Annotated in this window: 17 protein-coding genes; 13 read left to right on the top strand and 4 right to left on the bottom strand. The window is 62.4% G+C overall.

Annotated elements, in window-relative coordinates; all coding sequences use genetic code 11:
* The first annotated feature begins 30 nt into the window (after positions 1-30).
* From BM133_RS31530 to rhmD, 3 genes are all read left to right on the top strand, one after another.
* A complete protein-coding gene (locus tag BM133_RS31530) occupies positions 31-792 on the top strand; it encodes an SDR family NAD(P)-dependent oxidoreductase (protein ID WP_093442980.1) in 762 nt (253 codons plus the stop codon).
* Positions 793-941: 149 nt separating this feature from the next.
* Positions 942-2,162, top strand: a complete 1,221-nt coding sequence (locus BM133_RS31525; RefSeq protein ID WP_218158414.1) for an MFS transporter — start codon at positions 942-944, stop codon at positions 2,160-2,162.
* Positions 2,163-2,218: 56 nt separating this feature from the next.
* Positions 2,219-3,406 (top strand): L-rhamnonate dehydratase, encoded by a 1,188-nt coding sequence (gene rhmD, locus BM133_RS31520; RefSeq protein WP_093442976.1) that lies wholly within the window; start codon positions 2,219-2,221, stop codon positions 3,404-3,406.
* Between the two features lie 843 nt (positions 3,407-4,249).
* Here the strand turns inward: rhmD and BM133_RS31515 are convergent.
* Positions 4,250-5,116 (bottom strand): GntR family transcriptional regulator, encoded by an 867-nt coding sequence (locus BM133_RS31515; protein ID WP_093442974.1) that lies wholly within the window; start codon positions 5,114-5,116, stop codon positions 4,250-4,252.
* A 26-nt stretch (positions 5,117-5,142) separates the two neighbouring features.
* Between BM133_RS31515 and BM133_RS31510 the strand changes: the two genes are divergently transcribed.
* Genes BM133_RS31510 through BM133_RS31495 form a run of 4 tightly spaced genes read left to right on the top strand, consistent with a single transcriptional unit; the run spans position 5,143 to position 9,357 of the window.
* Positions 5,143-6,543 (top strand): acyclic terpene utilization AtuA family protein, encoded by a 1,401-nt coding sequence (locus BM133_RS31510; RefSeq protein WP_093442972.1) that lies wholly within the window; start codon positions 5,143-5,145, stop codon positions 6,541-6,543.
* Entirely contained in the window at positions 6,536-6,841 is a 306-nt protein-coding gene (locus BM133_RS31505) for a DUF4387 domain-containing protein (protein WP_093442970.1), read from the top strand. Before BM133_RS31510 ends, BM133_RS31505 begins: the two co-directional genes overlap by 8 nt.
* Before the next feature lie 39 nt (positions 6,842-6,880).
* On the top strand, positions 6,881-7,873 hold the full coding sequence (locus BM133_RS31500; protein WP_093442968.1) for a Bug family tripartite tricarboxylate transporter substrate binding protein: 993 nt from the start codon (positions 6,881-6,883) through the stop codon (positions 7,871-7,873).
* A complete protein-coding gene (locus BM133_RS31495) occupies positions 7,873-9,357 on the top strand; it encodes a serine hydrolase domain-containing protein (RefSeq protein WP_177225006.1) in 1,485 nt (494 codons plus the stop codon). The genes BM133_RS31500 and BM133_RS31495 overlap by 1 nt, the downstream gene beginning before the upstream one ends.
* Before the next feature lie 159 nt (positions 9,358-9,516).
* Here BM133_RS31495 and BM133_RS31490 read toward each other — a convergent pair whose 3' ends face one another.
* Positions 9,517-9,834, bottom strand: a complete 318-nt coding sequence (locus tag BM133_RS31490) for an ArsR/SmtB family transcription factor (RefSeq protein ID WP_093442964.1) — start codon at positions 9,832-9,834, stop codon at positions 9,517-9,519.
* A 467-nt stretch (positions 9,835-10,301) separates the two neighbouring features.
* Between BM133_RS31490 and BM133_RS31485 the strand changes: the two genes are divergently transcribed.
* On the top strand, positions 10,302-11,273 hold the full coding sequence (locus BM133_RS31485) for a zinc-dependent alcohol dehydrogenase family protein (protein ID WP_177225005.1): 972 nt from the start codon (positions 10,302-10,304) through the stop codon (positions 11,271-11,273).
* A gap of 156 nt (positions 11,274-11,429) precedes the next feature.
* Entirely contained in the window at positions 11,430-11,927 is a 498-nt protein-coding gene (locus tag BM133_RS31480) for an isochorismatase family protein (RefSeq protein ID WP_256219413.1), read from the top strand.
* Between the two features lie 103 nt (positions 11,928-12,030).
* On the opposite strand, the gene BM133_RS31475 is transcribed toward BM133_RS31480, so the two are convergent.
* Positions 12,031-12,771 (bottom strand): class I SAM-dependent methyltransferase, encoded by a 741-nt coding sequence (locus BM133_RS31475; RefSeq protein ID WP_371286371.1) that lies wholly within the window; start codon positions 12,769-12,771, stop codon positions 12,031-12,033.
* A 95-nt stretch (positions 12,772-12,866) separates the two neighbouring features.
* Positions 12,867-13,892 (bottom strand): tripartite tricarboxylate transporter substrate-binding protein, encoded by a 1,026-nt coding sequence (locus tag BM133_RS31470; RefSeq protein WP_177225004.1) that lies wholly within the window; start codon positions 13,890-13,892, stop codon positions 12,867-12,869.
* A gap of 101 nt (positions 13,893-13,993) precedes the next feature.
* On the opposite strand from BM133_RS31470, the gene BM133_RS31465 reads away from it, so the two are divergent.
* From BM133_RS31465 to BM133_RS31450, 4 genes are all read left to right on the top strand, one after another.
* Positions 13,994-14,887 (top strand): LysR family transcriptional regulator, encoded by an 894-nt coding sequence (locus BM133_RS31465; protein WP_093442958.1) that lies wholly within the window; start codon positions 13,994-13,996, stop codon positions 14,885-14,887.
* Positions 14,888-15,029: 142 nt separating this feature from the next.
* The gene (locus BM133_RS31460; RefSeq protein ID WP_093442956.1) at positions 15,030-15,836 is read left to right on the top strand and encodes a hypothetical protein; all 807 of its coding nucleotides are present in this window, start codon (positions 15,030-15,032) and stop codon (positions 15,834-15,836) included.
* Positions 15,833-16,270, top strand: coding sequence for a hypothetical protein (locus BM133_RS31455; RefSeq protein ID WP_093442954.1), 438 nt, complete (start codon positions 15,833-15,835; stop codon positions 16,268-16,270). Before BM133_RS31460 ends, BM133_RS31455 begins: the two co-directional genes overlap by 4 nt.
* 372 nt (positions 16,271-16,642) lie before the next feature.
* A complete protein-coding gene (locus BM133_RS31450; RefSeq protein ID WP_218158413.1) occupies positions 16,643-16,990 on the top strand; it encodes a hypothetical protein in 348 nt (115 codons plus the stop codon).
* Positions 16,991-17,016: the final 26 nt, after the last annotated feature.

Raw genomic sequence — 17,016 nt, 5'->3', positions numbered from 1 at the left:
CTTCCGGCCCAAACAATCATGGAGACAGAAATGCTGGATTTGAACGACAAGGTAATTCTCGTCACCGGCGCCAGTTCGGGCATCGGTGCCGCCGCAGCGATCGATTTCGCGCGCTGCGGATGCCGCATCGGCGTGCACTACAACTCGCACCCCGACGATGCTGAAAAGGTGCTGGCGCAGATCAGAGAGGTGGGCGGGGACGGCCAGCTCTTCCGCGCCGACGTGACGCAGCCGTCGCAACTCGGAGAGCTTGCCGCGGAGGTCGAAAAGGCATTTGGCCGGTTGGACGTTCTCGTAAACAACGCGGGCGGTTTCATCGAGCGCCGGGCACTCATGGACGCCGACGACGATCTGATCGACCGTGTCTTCGCACTCAACGCGCGGTCGATGTTGATCCTGAGCCGGCAACTGGTGCCGCTGATGCGCCGTGGAGGCGGCGGCAGCATCGTCAACGTGACATCGCAGGCGGCGCGTACCGGCGGCAGTCTTGGCGCCGGCCTCTACTCGTCATGCAAAGGTTATGTCTCGACGCTGACGAAGGCGCTGGCGAAGGAGCTGGTGCCCGACGGGATTCGCGTCAATGCGGTTGCGCCGGGCGTCATTGCGACGCCCATCCACGACGGCCACACCACGCCCGCGCTGCTCGAGAAACTTCGTGAAGGCATTCCCATGGGACGCCTTGGCCGGGCCGACGAATGTTCGGGCGCGATCCTGTTTCTGTCCAGCGAACGGCTGGCGAGCTACATCACAGGCCAGGTCATCGAAGTGAACGGGGGCAGCGTCATGCCGTAGCGCCGACCCCGGCCGAGTCGAAGCAATCCGAAGAAATCAAAAAACTATCTGGAGACATCATGCAAGCACACAGCCCTGCGCGGCACACGGACCCACACGCCGAGGCGCGCACCGCCAGTTGGCCGCAGCGCCGAAGAGCAGTCGTTGCCATGGCCGTCGGCAACATGCTCGAGTGGTACGACTTCGCCGTCTATGCCTACCTCGCTGCGATCATCGGCAAACACTTCTTCCCCTCGGCGGACGAGAACACATCCCTGCTGTCGACCTTCGCCGCCTTTGGCATCGGCTTCGTCGCAAGGCCGCTGGGCGGCATGCTGATCGGCCGCTTTGGCGACAAGCACGGACGCAAGCCGGCGCTCCTCCTGACCGTCGGCCTGATGGCCATCGGTACAGGGCTTATCGGCGTTCTTCCGACGTATTCAGCCATCGGCATCGCAGCACCGGCGCTGCTGGTGCTCGCGCGCCTGCTGCAGGGTTTCTCCGCCGGCGGTGAGTGGGGAGGCTCCGCTTCCTTCATCGTCGAATGGGCCGGACCGCGGCAACGCGGATTCTTCGGAAGCTTTCATCCGGCAAGCGTCTTTGCGGGTCTTCTTGTGGGATCGGGTGTCACGGCCCTGCTCAACTCCGGCCTCGGTCCTGAGACCATGGACAGCTGGGGCTGGCGAATTCCGTTTCTGCTGGGTGCGCTGATCGGCCCCCTCGGCATGCTCGCTCGCAAGGGCGTCCAGGAAACACCGGCATTCCAGCGCGCGGACGGCGAGCCGAGTGTGCTGGTGCAGCCGATCATCCTCTGGAAGCTCATGCTGCACGCGTTCTGCTTCGCAGCGATGCAGTCGGTGGTGGTCTATATTTTTCTGAGCTACTTTCCCACCTTCATCCAGAAGTATGCAGGCCTCAGCCGCAGCGAAGCCTTGTGGTCAAGCACCATCGCCACCGCGACCATCGCCCTCTCTTGCTTGGCGTCTGGCGCTCTCTCCGATGTCATCGGAAGAAAGAAGCCGATGCTCCTGAGCTGCCTGGCGTTCCTGCTTCTGTCCTATCCACTGCTGCATGCAACGCTGGGAGGCGCAGGTTTCGGCCGCATCGTGCTGATCCAGATGGTGGTGAGCGTTCTGGGCGGTCTCTTTCTGGGTGCAATGCCGGCGGCTCTGGTGGAGATGTTCCCAACCAAGGGGCGGCTCTTCGGCCTGTCTACCGCCTACAACCTCTCGTCGATGGTGTTCGGCGGGTTCGCGCCCTTCATCGCAACCTGGCTCATTGGATGGACCGGCAGCCCCATGTCGCTGGCCTTCTTCGTGATCGCGTCCGCACTGATTTCCACGCCCGCCGTGGCCATGCTGCGAGAGACGGCACACGACAGGCTGCAGTAACTGTCGCTGTCCGCCATGACCCCACCCGAGCGTTTCCATCACTCCAAGGATCTTCGATGAGCATGCCCACCATCAGGCACGTGCGCGCTTTCACGGTACGAGGCGGTGGCGCCGACTACCACGACCAGGCGGCCGGCCATTGGATCGATGACCACATCGCCACGCCTATGAGCAAGTACCCCGAGTACCGCGAGAGCCGGCAGAGCTTCGGCCTGAACGTGCTCGGTACGCTGGTGGTCGAGATCGAGGCCAGTGACGGGACGGTCGGCTTTTCAGTGACCACCGGCGGCGAGATCGGCTGCTGGATTGTCGAGAAGCACCTTGCGCGTTTCCTGGAAGGCGCCAAGGTCACCGACATCGAGAAGCTGTGGGACCAGATGTACAACGCCACCTTGTTCTACGGGCGCAAGGGCATCGTGCTCAACACGATCTCGGGGGTCGACCTCGCCCTGTGGGACCTGCTGGCCAAGGTGCGCAAGGAGCCGGTGCACGCGCTGCTGGGCGGCCCGGTGCGCGACGAGCTGAGTTTTTACGCCACCGGCGCGCGGCCCGACCTGGCCAAGGAGATGGGCTTCATCGGCGGCAAGATGCCGCTGCATCACTCGCCGGCCGAACGCGAGGCAGGCCTGCGCAAGAACCTCGACATGCTGGCCGACATGCGCAGCAAGGTGGGCGACGATTTCTGGCTCATGCTCGATTGCTGGATGAGTCTGGACGTGGAGTACGCCACACGCCTGGCCACGGCGGCGCGCAACGAGTCCGGCTTGAAGTGGATCGAAGAGGCGTTGCCGCCCGACGACTACTGGGGCTATGCGGAACTGCGGCGCAATGTGCCGCGCGGCATGCTGGTGACCACCGGCGAGCATGAAGCCACGCGCTGGGGCTTTCGGCTGCTGCTGGAGATGGAATGCTGCGACATCCTGCAGCCGGACGTGGGGTGGTGCGGTGGCATCACCGAACTGATCAAGATATCGAGCATGGCGGATGCGCGCGGCAAGCTGATGGTGCCGCATGGCTCTTCGGTCTACAGCTACCACTTTGTGATCACGCGACACAACAGTCCGTTCGCCGAGTTTCTGATGATGTCACCCAAGGCCGACGAGGTTGTGCCGATGTTCAACCCGCAATTGCTGGACGAACCGGTGCCGGTCAACGGCCGGATGAAGGCCTCGGCGCTCGATGCGCCCGGGTTCGGTGTTCGACTCAATCCAGACATAGGCTTGCACCGGCCGTATCCGCGGTGAACGCCATTTTCAGGATTCAGCCATGCACTTCATGAGTGCGCGGAAAAAGCTTCGGGGAGGCAGCGCTTTCAGAACCTGGATGCGGCCTCAATCTGTGACGCTTTTCTGCTCACTTTCAACGTGTCACAGCCGGGCTTGGCTGGGTCTTGCGGGACGTGGTTCGCCAGCTCTGGTGGTTGCTGGCCGATCGGATCGTGCCTGCCGCAGACGCGCTGGTTAGCTGGAGCGAGCCGCCAGCCCAGCTCGAGAGCTTCAAGCTGGGCGACGCACGCTCATCGGCCTGGTGCGCTATAGCGCCACCTGTCCCATTTGCGCGGCATCGGTGGAACTACGTTACGGCGCGGCCACGAGCGGCGACGTCTTTTCGGCTGCTGCGTCGAGGCGCCCCAAGAGCATGTCTTCACTTTTGACCGCATCACCAGGCGAGGTACGGCGGTAGTGCGGTAAGTTGTCCCCGATGGAGTGCAGCTGAGTCCTGCTTTACGGCGGAAGCAGGCGGTGCCAGTCAAGGCTAGGCCTCGATTTTGCCGTGCGTTGCGCGCAGCAGGAGGGCCGCAGTTTATTCGTGCACTTGCGCGATGAATGCTTGCTGCGGCTGCCGACGTTGCTCGGCATCGAACATTGCAGATCAGTCCGAAGTTGGCATCACGGAACAAGGCCAGTGCATTGAGTTGCGTACTGACTCGCAAAATTGCCATCCGACGCAGCAACCATCCGACCTGCTCTAAGTCGAAACCCAGCGGTGATCGAACAACATCTTTGGTGAGCCGAAAGTCTCCCAAGATTCATGCAGCACGTACACGGAGGCGTTTGAAGCCGGAGCCCATGAATTGCGCCTCATGGTCAACCTCGCCGACGCGAATCCGTCAGGCGCGCGATGATGGTTGCACGCACCTGGTCAAGATGCTGCTCCATCGCCTGTTGCGCCAACGCTCCATTGCCGGAAGCAAGAGCATCCACGATTGCGAGGTGCTCGCGCATGACGTCGCGGCGTCGCGCTGGGAACCGGCCGAACCGGAACATGGAAGTCCGGGTGCGCATCGCAAGGATCATCTCTTCGAGAACTGGATTGCCCGCGCTGGCGGCAATCATCAAATGCAGATCCTCATCCTCTGCGGCCGCTGGGATCACGGCATCCTCTGGAAGTGCCAGAACTGCATTGGCGCGCCCGCGCAGACGCTCGAGTTCTTCCAAGGGAATCTGACCAGCGGCGAGCCGTGCGGCTTCGCTCTCGAGGAGGCGCCGCACATCCAGGATGCTGATGTACTCCTCGATCGGGAGCGCGCGCACAACGAGCACGCCGCTGCGCTGGCGCTCGAGAAGCCGGGCGCCTTCCAGCCGCCTGATTGCCTCGCGCAACGGCGTCCGTGACACACCCAGCTGAATTGCGATCTGCCGTTCAGTGATCACTTCCGTAGGGGCCAGTTCACCGCTAAGGATCATCCCCATGAGCGCGCGATGCGCTCGCTCAGACAGAGACTGGTCCGCGTTTTCTTCCACATCGGCGAGAGGCGACTCGGCTTCATCGACGTGCGGTGCAGCCACAGGGCGAGTACCGGAACTGCGACGCGGCACAGATTTCTGCAACTTCGGTGCAGGGGGCGAACTGGTTCGCTGTCTCTTCGTGGTGGCTTGGGCTGTCATCGCAATGTGAGTATGCAGCACTCGGAAATCCAATCGGACACCACTGGTATACCAGTTGACGACCATGCAGGTTAGAGACTATTCTGCACCCCATGAACTATGCGAATACCGTGAACGTTCTCGTTCCCACCGGCGCTCTGGGTGCTGGCATCGCCTTCGCTGACGTAGAAGCCGGGCTGGCATCAGGCGCCCACGCCATCGCCTGCGACGCGGGGTCTACCGACAGCGGTCCGGCTTACCTCGCGAGCGGGCGCTGCAAATACTCGCGTGCCGCCGTGAAGGCCGATCTCTCGATCTTGATGCGCGCGCGCGAGCAAGCCGGCATCCCGCTATTAATCGGCTCATGCGGCACTTCGGGTTGCGACGAAGCGCTCGAATGGACTCGGGACATCGCGCTGGAAATCGCGGCCGAGCATGGCCTACATCCGCGCATTGCGCTCCTGTATTCGGAACAGCAGTCAGACGAGCTTCTCGGCGCCGCTGCCCAGGGACGCATACGTCCGCTGGCACCGATGGTCTCCGTCGATCAGAGCTCGTTCGAGCGCTGCAAACACATCGTGGCGCTGATGGGCCCCGAGCCCTATATCGAAGCGCTGCGGGCCGGTGCCGACATCGTGCTTGGCGGGCGCACGACGGATACCGCAGTGCTCGCCGCGCTTCCGCTGATGCGCGGGATGCATGCGGGCGCTGCGTGGCACGCCGGCAAGACGGCGGAGTGCGGTGGGCTGTGCTCGGTCAATACACGCGATGGCGGCGTGATGATCCGGATCGGCGCCGATCACTTCGACGTGGAGCCACTGCGAGCGGGAAATCGCTGTACGCCCTACACGGTATCGGCACACATGCTTTACGAGAACGCCGATCCCTTCCTGCTGCACGAGCCAGGCGGCGTGCTCGATGTCACGCGCGCCCGCTACGAAGCATTGGACGAGAGCAGAGTTCGGGTCACTGGTTCACGTTTCGAGCCGGGGCCCTACACGATGAAGCTTGAGGGCGCCGCGGCGACGGCATTCCAAACGATCATGCTGGTCGGCATCCGCGACCCCAATGTGCTCGAAGCACTGCCACGCTTCCTCGTCCAGATGCACGCGCTGCTGAGGCAGCGCGTCGAGCAGGCCCTTGGCGATGCTGCAGGTGACTACGACATCTCGCTGCGCCCCTATGGCTGGAATGCTGTCAGCGGTGCTGAGGAGCCGCACGATCAGCCGCATATTCAGCCTCATGTTCCGGCGGAGATCGGATTGCTGTTCGTGGCGACCGCGCGGACGCAGGAGCTTGCCACCCAGATCGCGAAGACCTGCAACCCGCTGTTCTTCCACATGCCTCTGGAGCGAGACATGCCATTGCCCAGCTACGCATTTCCTTTCTCGCCTGCCGAGGTGGAGCGTGGCCCGGTGTATGAATTCTTCCTGAACCATGTAGTCGAGGTCGATCACCCGCTACAGCGCGTGCGCATGGAACTCGTCGACCTGGCGGAGGTGGCCCATGCCTAAGCTCTCCGAGGTCTGTCGCCATATCCGTTCGAAGAACGCGGGGCCCTTCTGGATCACGGTGGACTTGTTCTTCCCCGATGCAGAGACCTTTGCACGCTGGCAGGACACACCCGTGCTGCAGGCCAGCAGAATGGCGCCGCTTTTTGGAGCCTCCACCGAAAGCGTGAAGCGCTTCGCGATACCGGATCTGCACGTACTCAAATTCTCCTATCCACGGCAAACGCCTCAAGGCGGCGTGCTCGAGCGTGACATGCACGGTGGCCAGCAGTACACGCGGCTCCTGGACCTTGAGCTCTGACTCATCGATGTCGCTCCCATCAGATTCTGGACATTTCTCATGACCCGTTCCTCTTTGACCCGCCGCCGCCTGCTGTGCGAGAGCCTGGCCTTCGCTGTAACTGGTGTGCCCCTTGCGGCAAGCGCGCAGCCATCATGGCCGGCGCGGCCAGTCCGCATCCTGACAGGCACGCCCGCAGGAGACTCCACCGACGCGAGCGCCCGCCAGATCGCACAGCGCCTGTCGACGGCGCTGGGTCAGTCTGTCTATGTCGAGAACAGGCCGGGGGCGCATGGCTTCATCGTTGCCGAGGCCGTCAAGAGCGCGCCAAAGGACGGCTACACACTGCTGATGTCTTCGGGCGGACAGATGGCCATCAATCCATCGCTTTACAAAAAGATGCCCTACGACCCGGTGAAGGACTTTGTTCCTGTCACGCAGATCAACAACGGCTTTCTCTATCTCGCGGTCAACAACGCGCTCCCCGTCAAGGACGTGAAAGAGTTCATCGCCTATGCCAAGGCAAACCCGGGGAAGCTTAGCTATGGCTCGGGCGGCAGCGGGACGACGCAGCATCTGACGATGGAAATGCTCAAAAAGCGTGCCGACCTGGACATCGCGCACATCCCGTACCGCGGTTCACCACTGGTGGTTCAGGACTTGATCGGCGGACAGATCGCCTGCGCGTTCGACGCTGGCGCGTCGATCCTTCCGCACGCGCGGCAGGGCAAGGTGCGCCTGCTCGGCATCACCAGCCCAACACGGCTGGCTTCGACGTCAGAACTGGCGACGTTTCAGGAGCAGGGCCTCCCCGGCTTCGAGGCGCGGGTGTGGTCGGGCTTGTTCGCGCCAACAGGGACGCCGCAGCCGGTGGTCGCAAGGCTGAATGCAGCGATGAATCAGATGCTGCGCGAGCCCGACTTCATCGCCTTCGTGCGCAGCAACGGCGGCGAGCCGGCGGGCGGCAGCAGCGAGGAGTTCGGGCGGTTTCTCAGCAGCGAGATCGCCAAATGGGCACCCGTCGTGCGCGATTCGGGCGCGCAGGTCGATTGATGCAGTCGAAGGACACAGCCGACCAGGCCGATGCGGGAAAGCGCGATTCCCATGCGCTCGTTCGCACGACGCCAGGCGCCCAAGGACTGTCGGCGGCGGGCATCCTCGATCTGCTGCGAGCCATGGACGCCGACGGTCTTGAACTGCACAGCTTCATGCTTGCACGCCACGGCCAGGTGGTGGCCGAGGGCTGGTGGCACCCCTACACCGAGGAGCGGATGCATATGCTTCACTCAGTCACCAAGGCCTTCACGGCAACCGGCGTCGGGCTGGCCTTGCGCGAAGGGCTGTTTGGCCTGGACGACGCCGTGCTCGACTATTTCCCCGAGCGGGCCCATCCTGAAACACCGGCACATCTGCGCAAGATGAGGGTGATCGATCTCCTCACGCAGACGAGTGGTCACGACCACGGCACCTCCGGCTCCGTCTGGCGCGGCATCTCGACCAGCTGGATCGACGAGTTCATGAAGATTCCGGTGCCCCATGAACCCGGCACGCGCTTCCAGTATTCGAGCGCGACCAGCTTCATGCTCTCGGCGCTCGTTACGCGCACGAGTGGTGTGTCGTTGCACGACTACCTTGCGCCGCGCCTGTTCGCGCCGCTGGGCATGCGTTCGGTGAAATGGGATGTCGGACCGGAAGGCATCAACCCTGGAGGCAACGGCGCGAGCGCAGTCACGGAGGACCTGCTGAAACTGGCCGTGCTCCATGCCGCTGACGGAGTCTGGAACGGTCAGCGCATCCTGCCGGAAGGCTGGGTGACGGCAGCCGGCGAGGGCGCCCCGGGACGACCCTACGGACTGCATTGGTGGGCCTTGCCTGGACGGCCCGGTTTCTATGCATTCGGTGCCTTCGGTCAGTACGGCTTCGTCTTCCCCGAACTCGGGCTCGCGCTTGCGATCACCGCCGCGGTGCGAGGTTCGATCAGCCGGCCAGACGTGGGCATCCCACCCCTGGTCTGGCAGTACCTGCCGCAGATCGCGGCCGGCGCAGATCTCCACAATCGAAGCGAAGAACAACTACGCGACTACCTATCCTCGCGCAAGCTGTCGCCAGTTCACAAGACGACCCCGCAACTCGCCGCAGCGGGAGTCAACGGTCGTCGCTTCATGGCCGAGCCCAATGAAGACGACATCAGGTCAATAGTCCTCGAAATCGAACCGACCTGTTGCCGGCTGGTGTTGGAAGTGGGTAACCGCAAGCATTGGATCTCCGCATCGCTTGACGGGGAATGGCTGGAATCGCGCACAACGCTGCCCGGCGCGGGCCTGCACCATGGCTATGAACCGGCGGAGCTCGTTACGGCCGCGAGCGGTGGGTGGAGCAACGCCAGTGAATTCACGTTGCAATGCCAATACGTCGAGACGGCATTCCGCGACACATTTGTCCTCCGCTTCGAAAGGACAGCGCTGACCTTGCAGCGCTCAGTGAATGTGAATGGAGCCGGCATGCATCGACCGCTCGTTCGCGCGCACGCCATCTAGCGCGAGCCTTCCTGATCAACGAGTAGTGTCTGCGGCCTCGCCGACCACCCGCGCGCGCCCGTTCACGTTGCTCGAACTGCCACATCGACATTTCGGCCAACAGGCGCGGCCAGCGCGAGGCGAACGGAAGGGCCGCGAGCCTGCGTAAACCCGGCGAGCTCACAGTTCGGTTTTCAAGCGGGCAACCACCGCTCGGATGGTCTTTTCATTGCGCTTGTAGTAAGACCACTTGCCGCTTCGCTTCACGGTAACCAAGCCGATCCGAGCAAGGTCCGAGAGGTACTTCGAGGTCGTGGAGAACGCCAGGCCCTGACCCGCCTGAATCGATGACACACAGACGCCGTCCAATTCAGGATCCCCCTCGTCTTGAGGCGGAAAGCTGTCCCGGGGCGACTTGAGCTTGCGAAGAATCTCCATCCGCTGCTCATTGGCCAGGACGTCAAGAATCTGTATGAGGGGTATCTGTTCTTCGTTCATCGATCAGCTTCGGGGTCGCTCTGCATAGAGGTTCTGTCAGGCCGAAAGCTAAGGCAACTCTAGCAGCATCTCGAAGCGAAAATGCCACCACGAGTGTGGCTCCGCACCACCGCGCCCTCACATGCAGCACGTGCAACTCTTCAGCAAGTTGCACTCGCACCGGGCACGCATATGCCTCTCTCGCTCCCCTGTGTGACGGGGTTCAGACGGCTGTACTGAGCACAGGCGCGGACAGTTGCATGTACCCGGCGTACTCCGCAGCAGAAACAAGCGCTGGTGGCGGCCAGGTTCATTCAGACGTGTAAACCCTGAATCTTCCAGTGGAATAGATAAACGCAACGTCATTTCGCAAATCGTCGATATGATTGAGGGTCGTTGTGCAGATCTCGACGCCGTTGAGGCACTTCCCAGCATGTCGTGACCTTGAAGGGTCAGGTAGCAATTCCCTTTCCATCACGGAGATACCGATGAAAGCGATCGTCCTCAAGAAGTTCGGTGGCCCTGACAGCTTCGAGCTGCAGGAAGTGGCAGTTCCCGAAGTCAGCGCCGGGGAGTTGTTGGTGCGTGTGATCGCGACAGCGATCAACCCTCTCGACTACCAAATTCGCCGGGGTGACTATCCGGACTATGTTCGCCTCCCTGCCGTCATCGGTCATGACGTCTCTGGGGTCGTAGATAGGGTGGGCCCAGGAGTGGCGGACTTCGCGGTGGGAGACGAGGTGTTCTACACACCGAAAATCTTCGATCCAAAAGGGGGCTCGTACGCCGAATTCAACGTTGTCCCGGAGACGTTGGTTACCCACAAGCCTGCAAACCTCACACACGAGGAAGCTGCCTCGACGACGCTCGTCGGCGGAACAGCCTGGGAGGCCCTGGTCACGCGGGCGAAGTTGAATCCGGCCGAGTCTGTGTTGATTCATGGCGGAGCGGGTGGTGTCGGTTCCATCGCCATTCAACTTGCCAAAGCGATGGGAGCCACCGTGTACACGACGTGCAGAAACCGCGATCTGGAGTTCGTTCGCCAGTTGGGCGCGGACCACGCAATCGACTTCACGAGCCAAGACTACATCGAGGAGATCGCCGGATTGACCGGCAAGAAGGGCGTGAACGTGGTTCTCGACACGATCGGAGGAATGACCTTAAGCCAGTCGCCTCATGTGCTCAGCGACGCGGGTCGCGTCGTGACGATCGTTGACCTGGCCACGCCCCAGAACCTTGTCGCAGCATGGGGAGTGAATGCCGAATACCACTTTGTCTTCACTCGTCAGAATCGGGGCAAGTTGCTGGCTCTCAAGACGCTGCTGGAAAACGGTCGTATCCGCCCGATCATTGGTGCCAGATTTTCGCTGGACCAAATTCCTGAAGCTCACGTCGCCCTGGAACGCGGCGAGGTCGATGGCAAGCCTTTCCACGGAAAAGTCGTGATCTCGGTTTCTTGATCAACGCATGCCTGGCGCAGCATGACTGGTCGGCGCAAACGGCACGGTATCGGCGCCGCGAAGGGGAGGGCGTAACTCTGTTATCTGAGCGATGCGACGATACGCGGAGCCATCGCAAGCGCATGCTGTTCTGTCATTCATGCAAACCTTCCGAGCGTGATTGCGGAACGGGGCGGGCTCCTTTTTCCTCAGATTACCGACGTGTTCCCCGGGCAGGAGGTCATCGACCGTACGTTCATCAACACCTGGCAAGACAAGAAGACGGTAGACGCCGTCAAGGCAACGGGCCGCAAGCAACTGATCATCGCTGGCCTGTGGACCGAGGTGTGCGTCGCGATGCCGACGATCCAGGCTCTGGGCGAGGGTTGGGACGTCACCGTCGTCACCGATGCATCCGGCGGCGTTTCCGTCGAGGCTCATGAGGTCGCGATCCAGCGGATGATCGCGGCGGGCGCGAACATGCTGACCTGGCTCGCAGTCGCCTCCGAATGGCAGCGAGACTGGGCCCGGACCGAGAGCGCCGCCGAGTTGACGAAGGTGATCACGCAACATGCGGGAGGCAGCGGCATCGCATTCCTGTGGGAGCAGCAGTTGCTCAATACGCCCGTGCTGCCAACGCAGGCTGACCTCGCAGCGCTTCCAGACGCCGGCTGAGATGCTCAGTCAGAACGTTGTATCGACGGTTGAATCCGCCCTGCAAAGCTGCCGGCTGCTTGGACGCGATCGGGGCTGTGAAGATCAAGCTATCGACATTGCCTCAGCTCGCTCGCGTCGCTGAGGCCAGCAAGAGTTCGTTTGGCCCCAGCCAGCCTTGATCGCCGCGAAATTGCTCGAGCGCCTCCGCCATTTCCCGCCAGGCCGACTCCTTGGCTTTTGCATCCAGCGGCGCGAGGACTTCCATGATCGGTGAACCCGAACTTCGAACGAAGGCGACGTAGGCAGCGGCATCGGGGAGTTCGAATGGCGCCGCAAGCGATTGCACCGCGACCTCGACATAGCCTGCCGCCGTCAAAAGGCTCGCAAGCCTGCCCGGTGCCGCAAGGCTGAACAGGCCGCCCTCGACATAGGGCGCGACGCTGCCGCTCAACCCCCGGTGCTTGCGCGCCACCTTCATCATGGTCGTGATGCAGGGGTTATTCGCGGGGTCGCCGAACACCAGCGCGACGAAGCGACCACCCGGCCGCAGGGCTTTGAATGCTGCGGCCAGCGCAGCGGCCGCGTCCATGCAGAACATGAGCCCGAGCCTGCACGTCACCGCATCGAAAGGCGCCTCTGCATGAAGCGGCTGCTGCGCGTCTGCGACGGCGAAGCGCACGTTGGCGAGGCCCGCCGCTTCGATGCACCCGCGCGCGAAGTCCAGGATCTTCGGTGAGATGTCGGTCGCCAGCACGTCGCCCGTCGGCCCGACGGCCAGGGCGATGTCCTTCGTCTGGTCGCCCGCGCCCGCGGCCAGATCGAGCACGCGTGCACCCGGCCGCAGGCGCGCCTCGGAGAGCATCGCTGCGGTGGCTTCCCGCAACCACGCATGAACGATCGGCGTGCTCGCGGACCAGCCATCGGCCGCCTGGTCCCAGGCCCTCGCGGCCGCTTCCGTCATGCGTCCCCCCGGATGCCGGCGTCGACCAGCAGGGGCGCCCACGCCCGGCGGTCGTCCTCTATTTTTGCGGCCAGTTGTGCGGGCGAGCTTTGCGTCGCCGTCATGGCCGCATCCTCGAACCGGCGTGCCAGTCCGGTGCGCGCTGCGACGTTGCCGATCGCCTGCGACGCCTGTTCCGCGATACGTGCCGGGGTGCCAGCCGGTGCGAAAAAGGCAAACCACTCGCGCATCACCAATTGCGCGTGGCCCTGTTCGGCAAGCGTTGGCACTGCGGGCGAGAAGCGGCTGCGCTCAGGTCCGGAGGTGCCGAGCATCCGCAAACGACCGCTTGCCAGTTGCGGCAGCAGCAGGCCTTCCGGAAGCACGAGCACGGCGACCTGCCCGCCAAGGAGCGCCGCCATGGCGGGCGGGCCGCCCGGATAGGGAACATGGCGCCAGTCCAGTCTCGCGTGGTCGAACAGCATGACCTCCAGAATGTGTGGCAGGGTGCCCGTGCCCGGCGAGGCGGCGTTGGCTTCGCCGGGATGGCGCCGCATCCACTCGACCAGCATCCGGGTGTCGGCGACCTCCGCCGGCACAGCGTTGCCTACGGCCACGCCAAGATTCATCTCTGCCGCGAGCGACACGGGCACCAGGTCGCGCGCAGGGTCGTAGCCGAGCTTTCCGTACAACGTGGGGTAGAGGCTGGCGATCGCGCCCTGGCCCAGCAGCCAGGTCGAGCCATCGGCCGGCGCCGACTTCAGCGCCTGGACTGCGATCTGGCCTGCCGCACCGGGCCGGTTGTCGACGACGACGTGCTCTGCGAAGACACCGGCAAGTGCCTCGCCGAAGGTTCGCGCAATGATGTCCGGCACGCTGCCTGCAGGACCGGTACAAAGGATGCGAAGGCGTTCCTGCTTCGCCCAGAACACCGTTTGCCCGAGGGAGGCGGAATTGCAGACTGCCGCAGCCGCTGCGGCAGCACCGGCAATCAGCACGCGGCGCCGAGGCATGCGGCCATTCGTGAGTGAGCTTGTCGTCATGGGTGGCCTCCGAGTGATGTGGCAATCCAGCGTAGGCCGGCGTTCCATGAGCCACAAGGCGCGGACTTGCAGAACGGGGCCGCAATAGTGCATAACGGGCGATGCTCGACTGGAACGACCTGAAATACTTCGTGGCCGTGGCGCGGCACGGCAGCACGTTGGCCGCGGGCCGGGCCCTGGAGGTCGACCAGTCGACAGTGCAGCGACGGCTGACCGCGCTGGAGCGGCACATCGGCCGTGCGCTGGTTCAGCGCCACACCACCGGCTACAGGCTCACCGACTTCGGCGCCGAAGTGCTGGAAGCCGCGCGTGAGGTCGAGCGGGCCGTGGGCGAGTTCGAACAGGTGTTGGTCCTCTCCAAGCGCAATGCGGCGGGTGTGATCCGGCTCACCTGCCCGGAGCCGCTCGTGAATCGGTTGACGCGTTCCGGACTGCTGGACCGGTTCCATGCGTTGCATCCCGAACTGCATGTGGAATTCGTGATGAGCGACAAGTACGTCGACCTGCGCACTGGCGAGGCCGACGTCGCGCTGCGTTCAGGCGATACCGACGATGCCGTGCTGGTCGGGCGCAAGGTCGGCGACTCGTTGTGGGCCGTCTATGCGAGCCGGGACTACGTGGCGCGCCACGGCAAACCTTCGTCCATCGAGGAACTCAAGGCACACCGGCTGGCCGGGTTTGAAGAGAGCATGGAGGGCCATCGCGCAAGCCAGTGGCTGCGCGAGGTTGCACCGGACGCGAACATCGTCGCCCGCAGCGGCAGTGTGCTGGGTCTGCTGCTGTCGGTGAAGGCCGGCGTCGGCATTGCGCCGCTGCCGACAGCGCTTGGGGACTCCGAGACAGAGCTGATCCGGGTTCTCGGTCCCATTCCGGCGCTGTCGCGGGACTGGCGGCTCCTTGCGATGCCCGAGATTCGGAAGACGGCCCGCGTCAGCGCGTTCTTTGACTTCATCGCAGCGGAGATCGACGCGCTCAAGCCAATCATCACTGGCTAACGAGGTCGTGCGACGTTCTGCGCATGTCCTTGAAGGAGCGATCTCCATGTCGAGAGCAGGATCTAGACGACCGACAAGCAGAGGAGCAGTGATATGGCCTTACCCAGATCTTCTTTGCCAAGACGCGTTGGGCGTGATTCGTATGAACGAAAGTCACGCTACCAGGGGAACCTATTTGTGCATGTTCAGTTGCGTTGACAACCAAGTTGTCACTAAGCACTTTGGTGGGCGCAAAGACCTTGAATCCATCTTTGAGCGCTTCAACTATAAAGAAGATGACGGATCGCCGATCGAACTGAACAGTCACAGTTTGCGGCACTGGCTGAACATGCTGGCGCAGATGGGCGGCATGAGCGACGCAGAAATTGCAATCTTCTCGGGACGCAAAGACGTACGGCAGAACCGTGCCTACGATCATCGGACCTCCGATGAAGTCCAGGCCCCGATCAAGCAGGCGTTGGAAGCAGGCTTTACCGGCAACCTCGTGGTTCCTGGATCACGTGAGCTGGTATCTCGTAGTGAATTTGGTGGTCTGGGATTGGCGGCTGCGCACACTACGGACTTTGGGTGGTGCTCGCACAACTTCGCCAGTGAACCTTGCCAGATGTACCGCGACTGCATCAACTGCGAGGAACAGGAGTGTGTCAAGGGGGAGGCTCACAAGGAGTCCAACCTGAAACTGCTTGAGAAAGAAACCAAGTACCTCCTTGAACAAGCAAAAGAAGCTTTGGCAGAGCAAGATTACGGCGCGGACAACTGGGTAATTCACCAAACTAAAACGCTGGACCGCATCGAAGCGCTGCTCAAAATAATGGCCGACCCTTCCGTCCCAAACGGTGCCCGAATTCGATTGGACCTTGCGAACGCGCCGCTCATCACCGCAGACGGCTGGCAACCCGTCAACGTGGTCAAGCGTATCGAAACCGTGAAGGAAACCAAGCAGTCATGAAGAAATCACGTGCCCCCGACCTGACGGACGAGCGGATGCAACTGGTGCTCGAAACTCTGGACGGATGGAAGGGCAAGCTCACTTGGGACCTGCTCATCAAGGCGGTCGAAGAGATAACAGGCATTGCCTACTCCAGGTTCACGTTTGCAGAGTACCCACAGTTGGCAAACGCTTTCTCCCTGAGAAAGAAGGCGCTCAGCGGGACCTGGAAGAGCGAAGTCAGTCAGCCGCGGGACGAGCAAGTTCGGGCCGCCCTTGAGCAAGTGGAGCGCTACAAGGCCAAGGCTGAACGCCTTGATCAAGAAAACCAACTGCTGTTTGAGCAGTTCGTCACTTGGGCTATCAACGCCGAGCGCAAAGGGGTGACGATGGCGATGCTCAACGCGCCGCTTCCCAAACCAAGCCGGGAGCGAAGCAAAGGGGTGAAAGTGTGAGCTGCGAGCAGCAGGTTGCTTGCCCACATACTTTTCCTACTTCTCCTGTTTCGCGTGGTCGAGTGCTCGATGGGCAAATTTGACGCTACTCAAGCGGATTTCTGATCGACCGTGAATACGCCGTCATTCTTGAGGAATTGCTGGACTTCATCGATGTGACTTGGCAAACAACTGCCGCTGCGGCACAGCTAACCCATCGAAGTACGGTCACGCATCACCTGTTTGAGTGGTGATGCGTGGATCGTCGTGTATGTGGCACAAGTGGACAGACGCGGTCCGAAAACCGTCCTAGCTCGGTGCTTACGCCTAGGCCGTCAGTCGAAAGAGCACCCTAGTATGGGCGCTGCCGCAAAACGAATCAGGAACATGGCCATGGAACCGAAACTATTTGAGATCTATGCCAAGTTCGGTGGATTTGCCGGTTTGGCGATCGGCACACTGGTACTGCTGCTGCGCGACACGCTGAACGCAAAATTGTTACCTAAGATGACGCGGGCCGACGCCGGTCGCTTCCTCAAGATTCTGGTGGCCGCAGTCTGGACTCTATCGCTGGTGGCCATCTTGGCAGCTTACTACCCAGCCGCACCGGCGCCCAAGGCTGAACCCGCAATAGTGCAGCAGTCCACCACCGGTGCCAACAGCCCGGTGATGTCCGGGGTGCAAGGCAATGTCACGAACAACATCAACCAAGCGCCGACAGCGGAGACAGTCGGCAAATGAGGTCACAGGTATCGGCGCCTCAAAAG

Source organism: Variovorax sp. 770b2 (genome assembly GCF_900115685.1).
GTDB lineage: Bacteria > Pseudomonadota > Gammaproteobacteria > Burkholderiales > Burkholderiaceae_C > Variovorax.
This window is presented reverse-complemented; position numbering and strand designations above follow the sequence as displayed.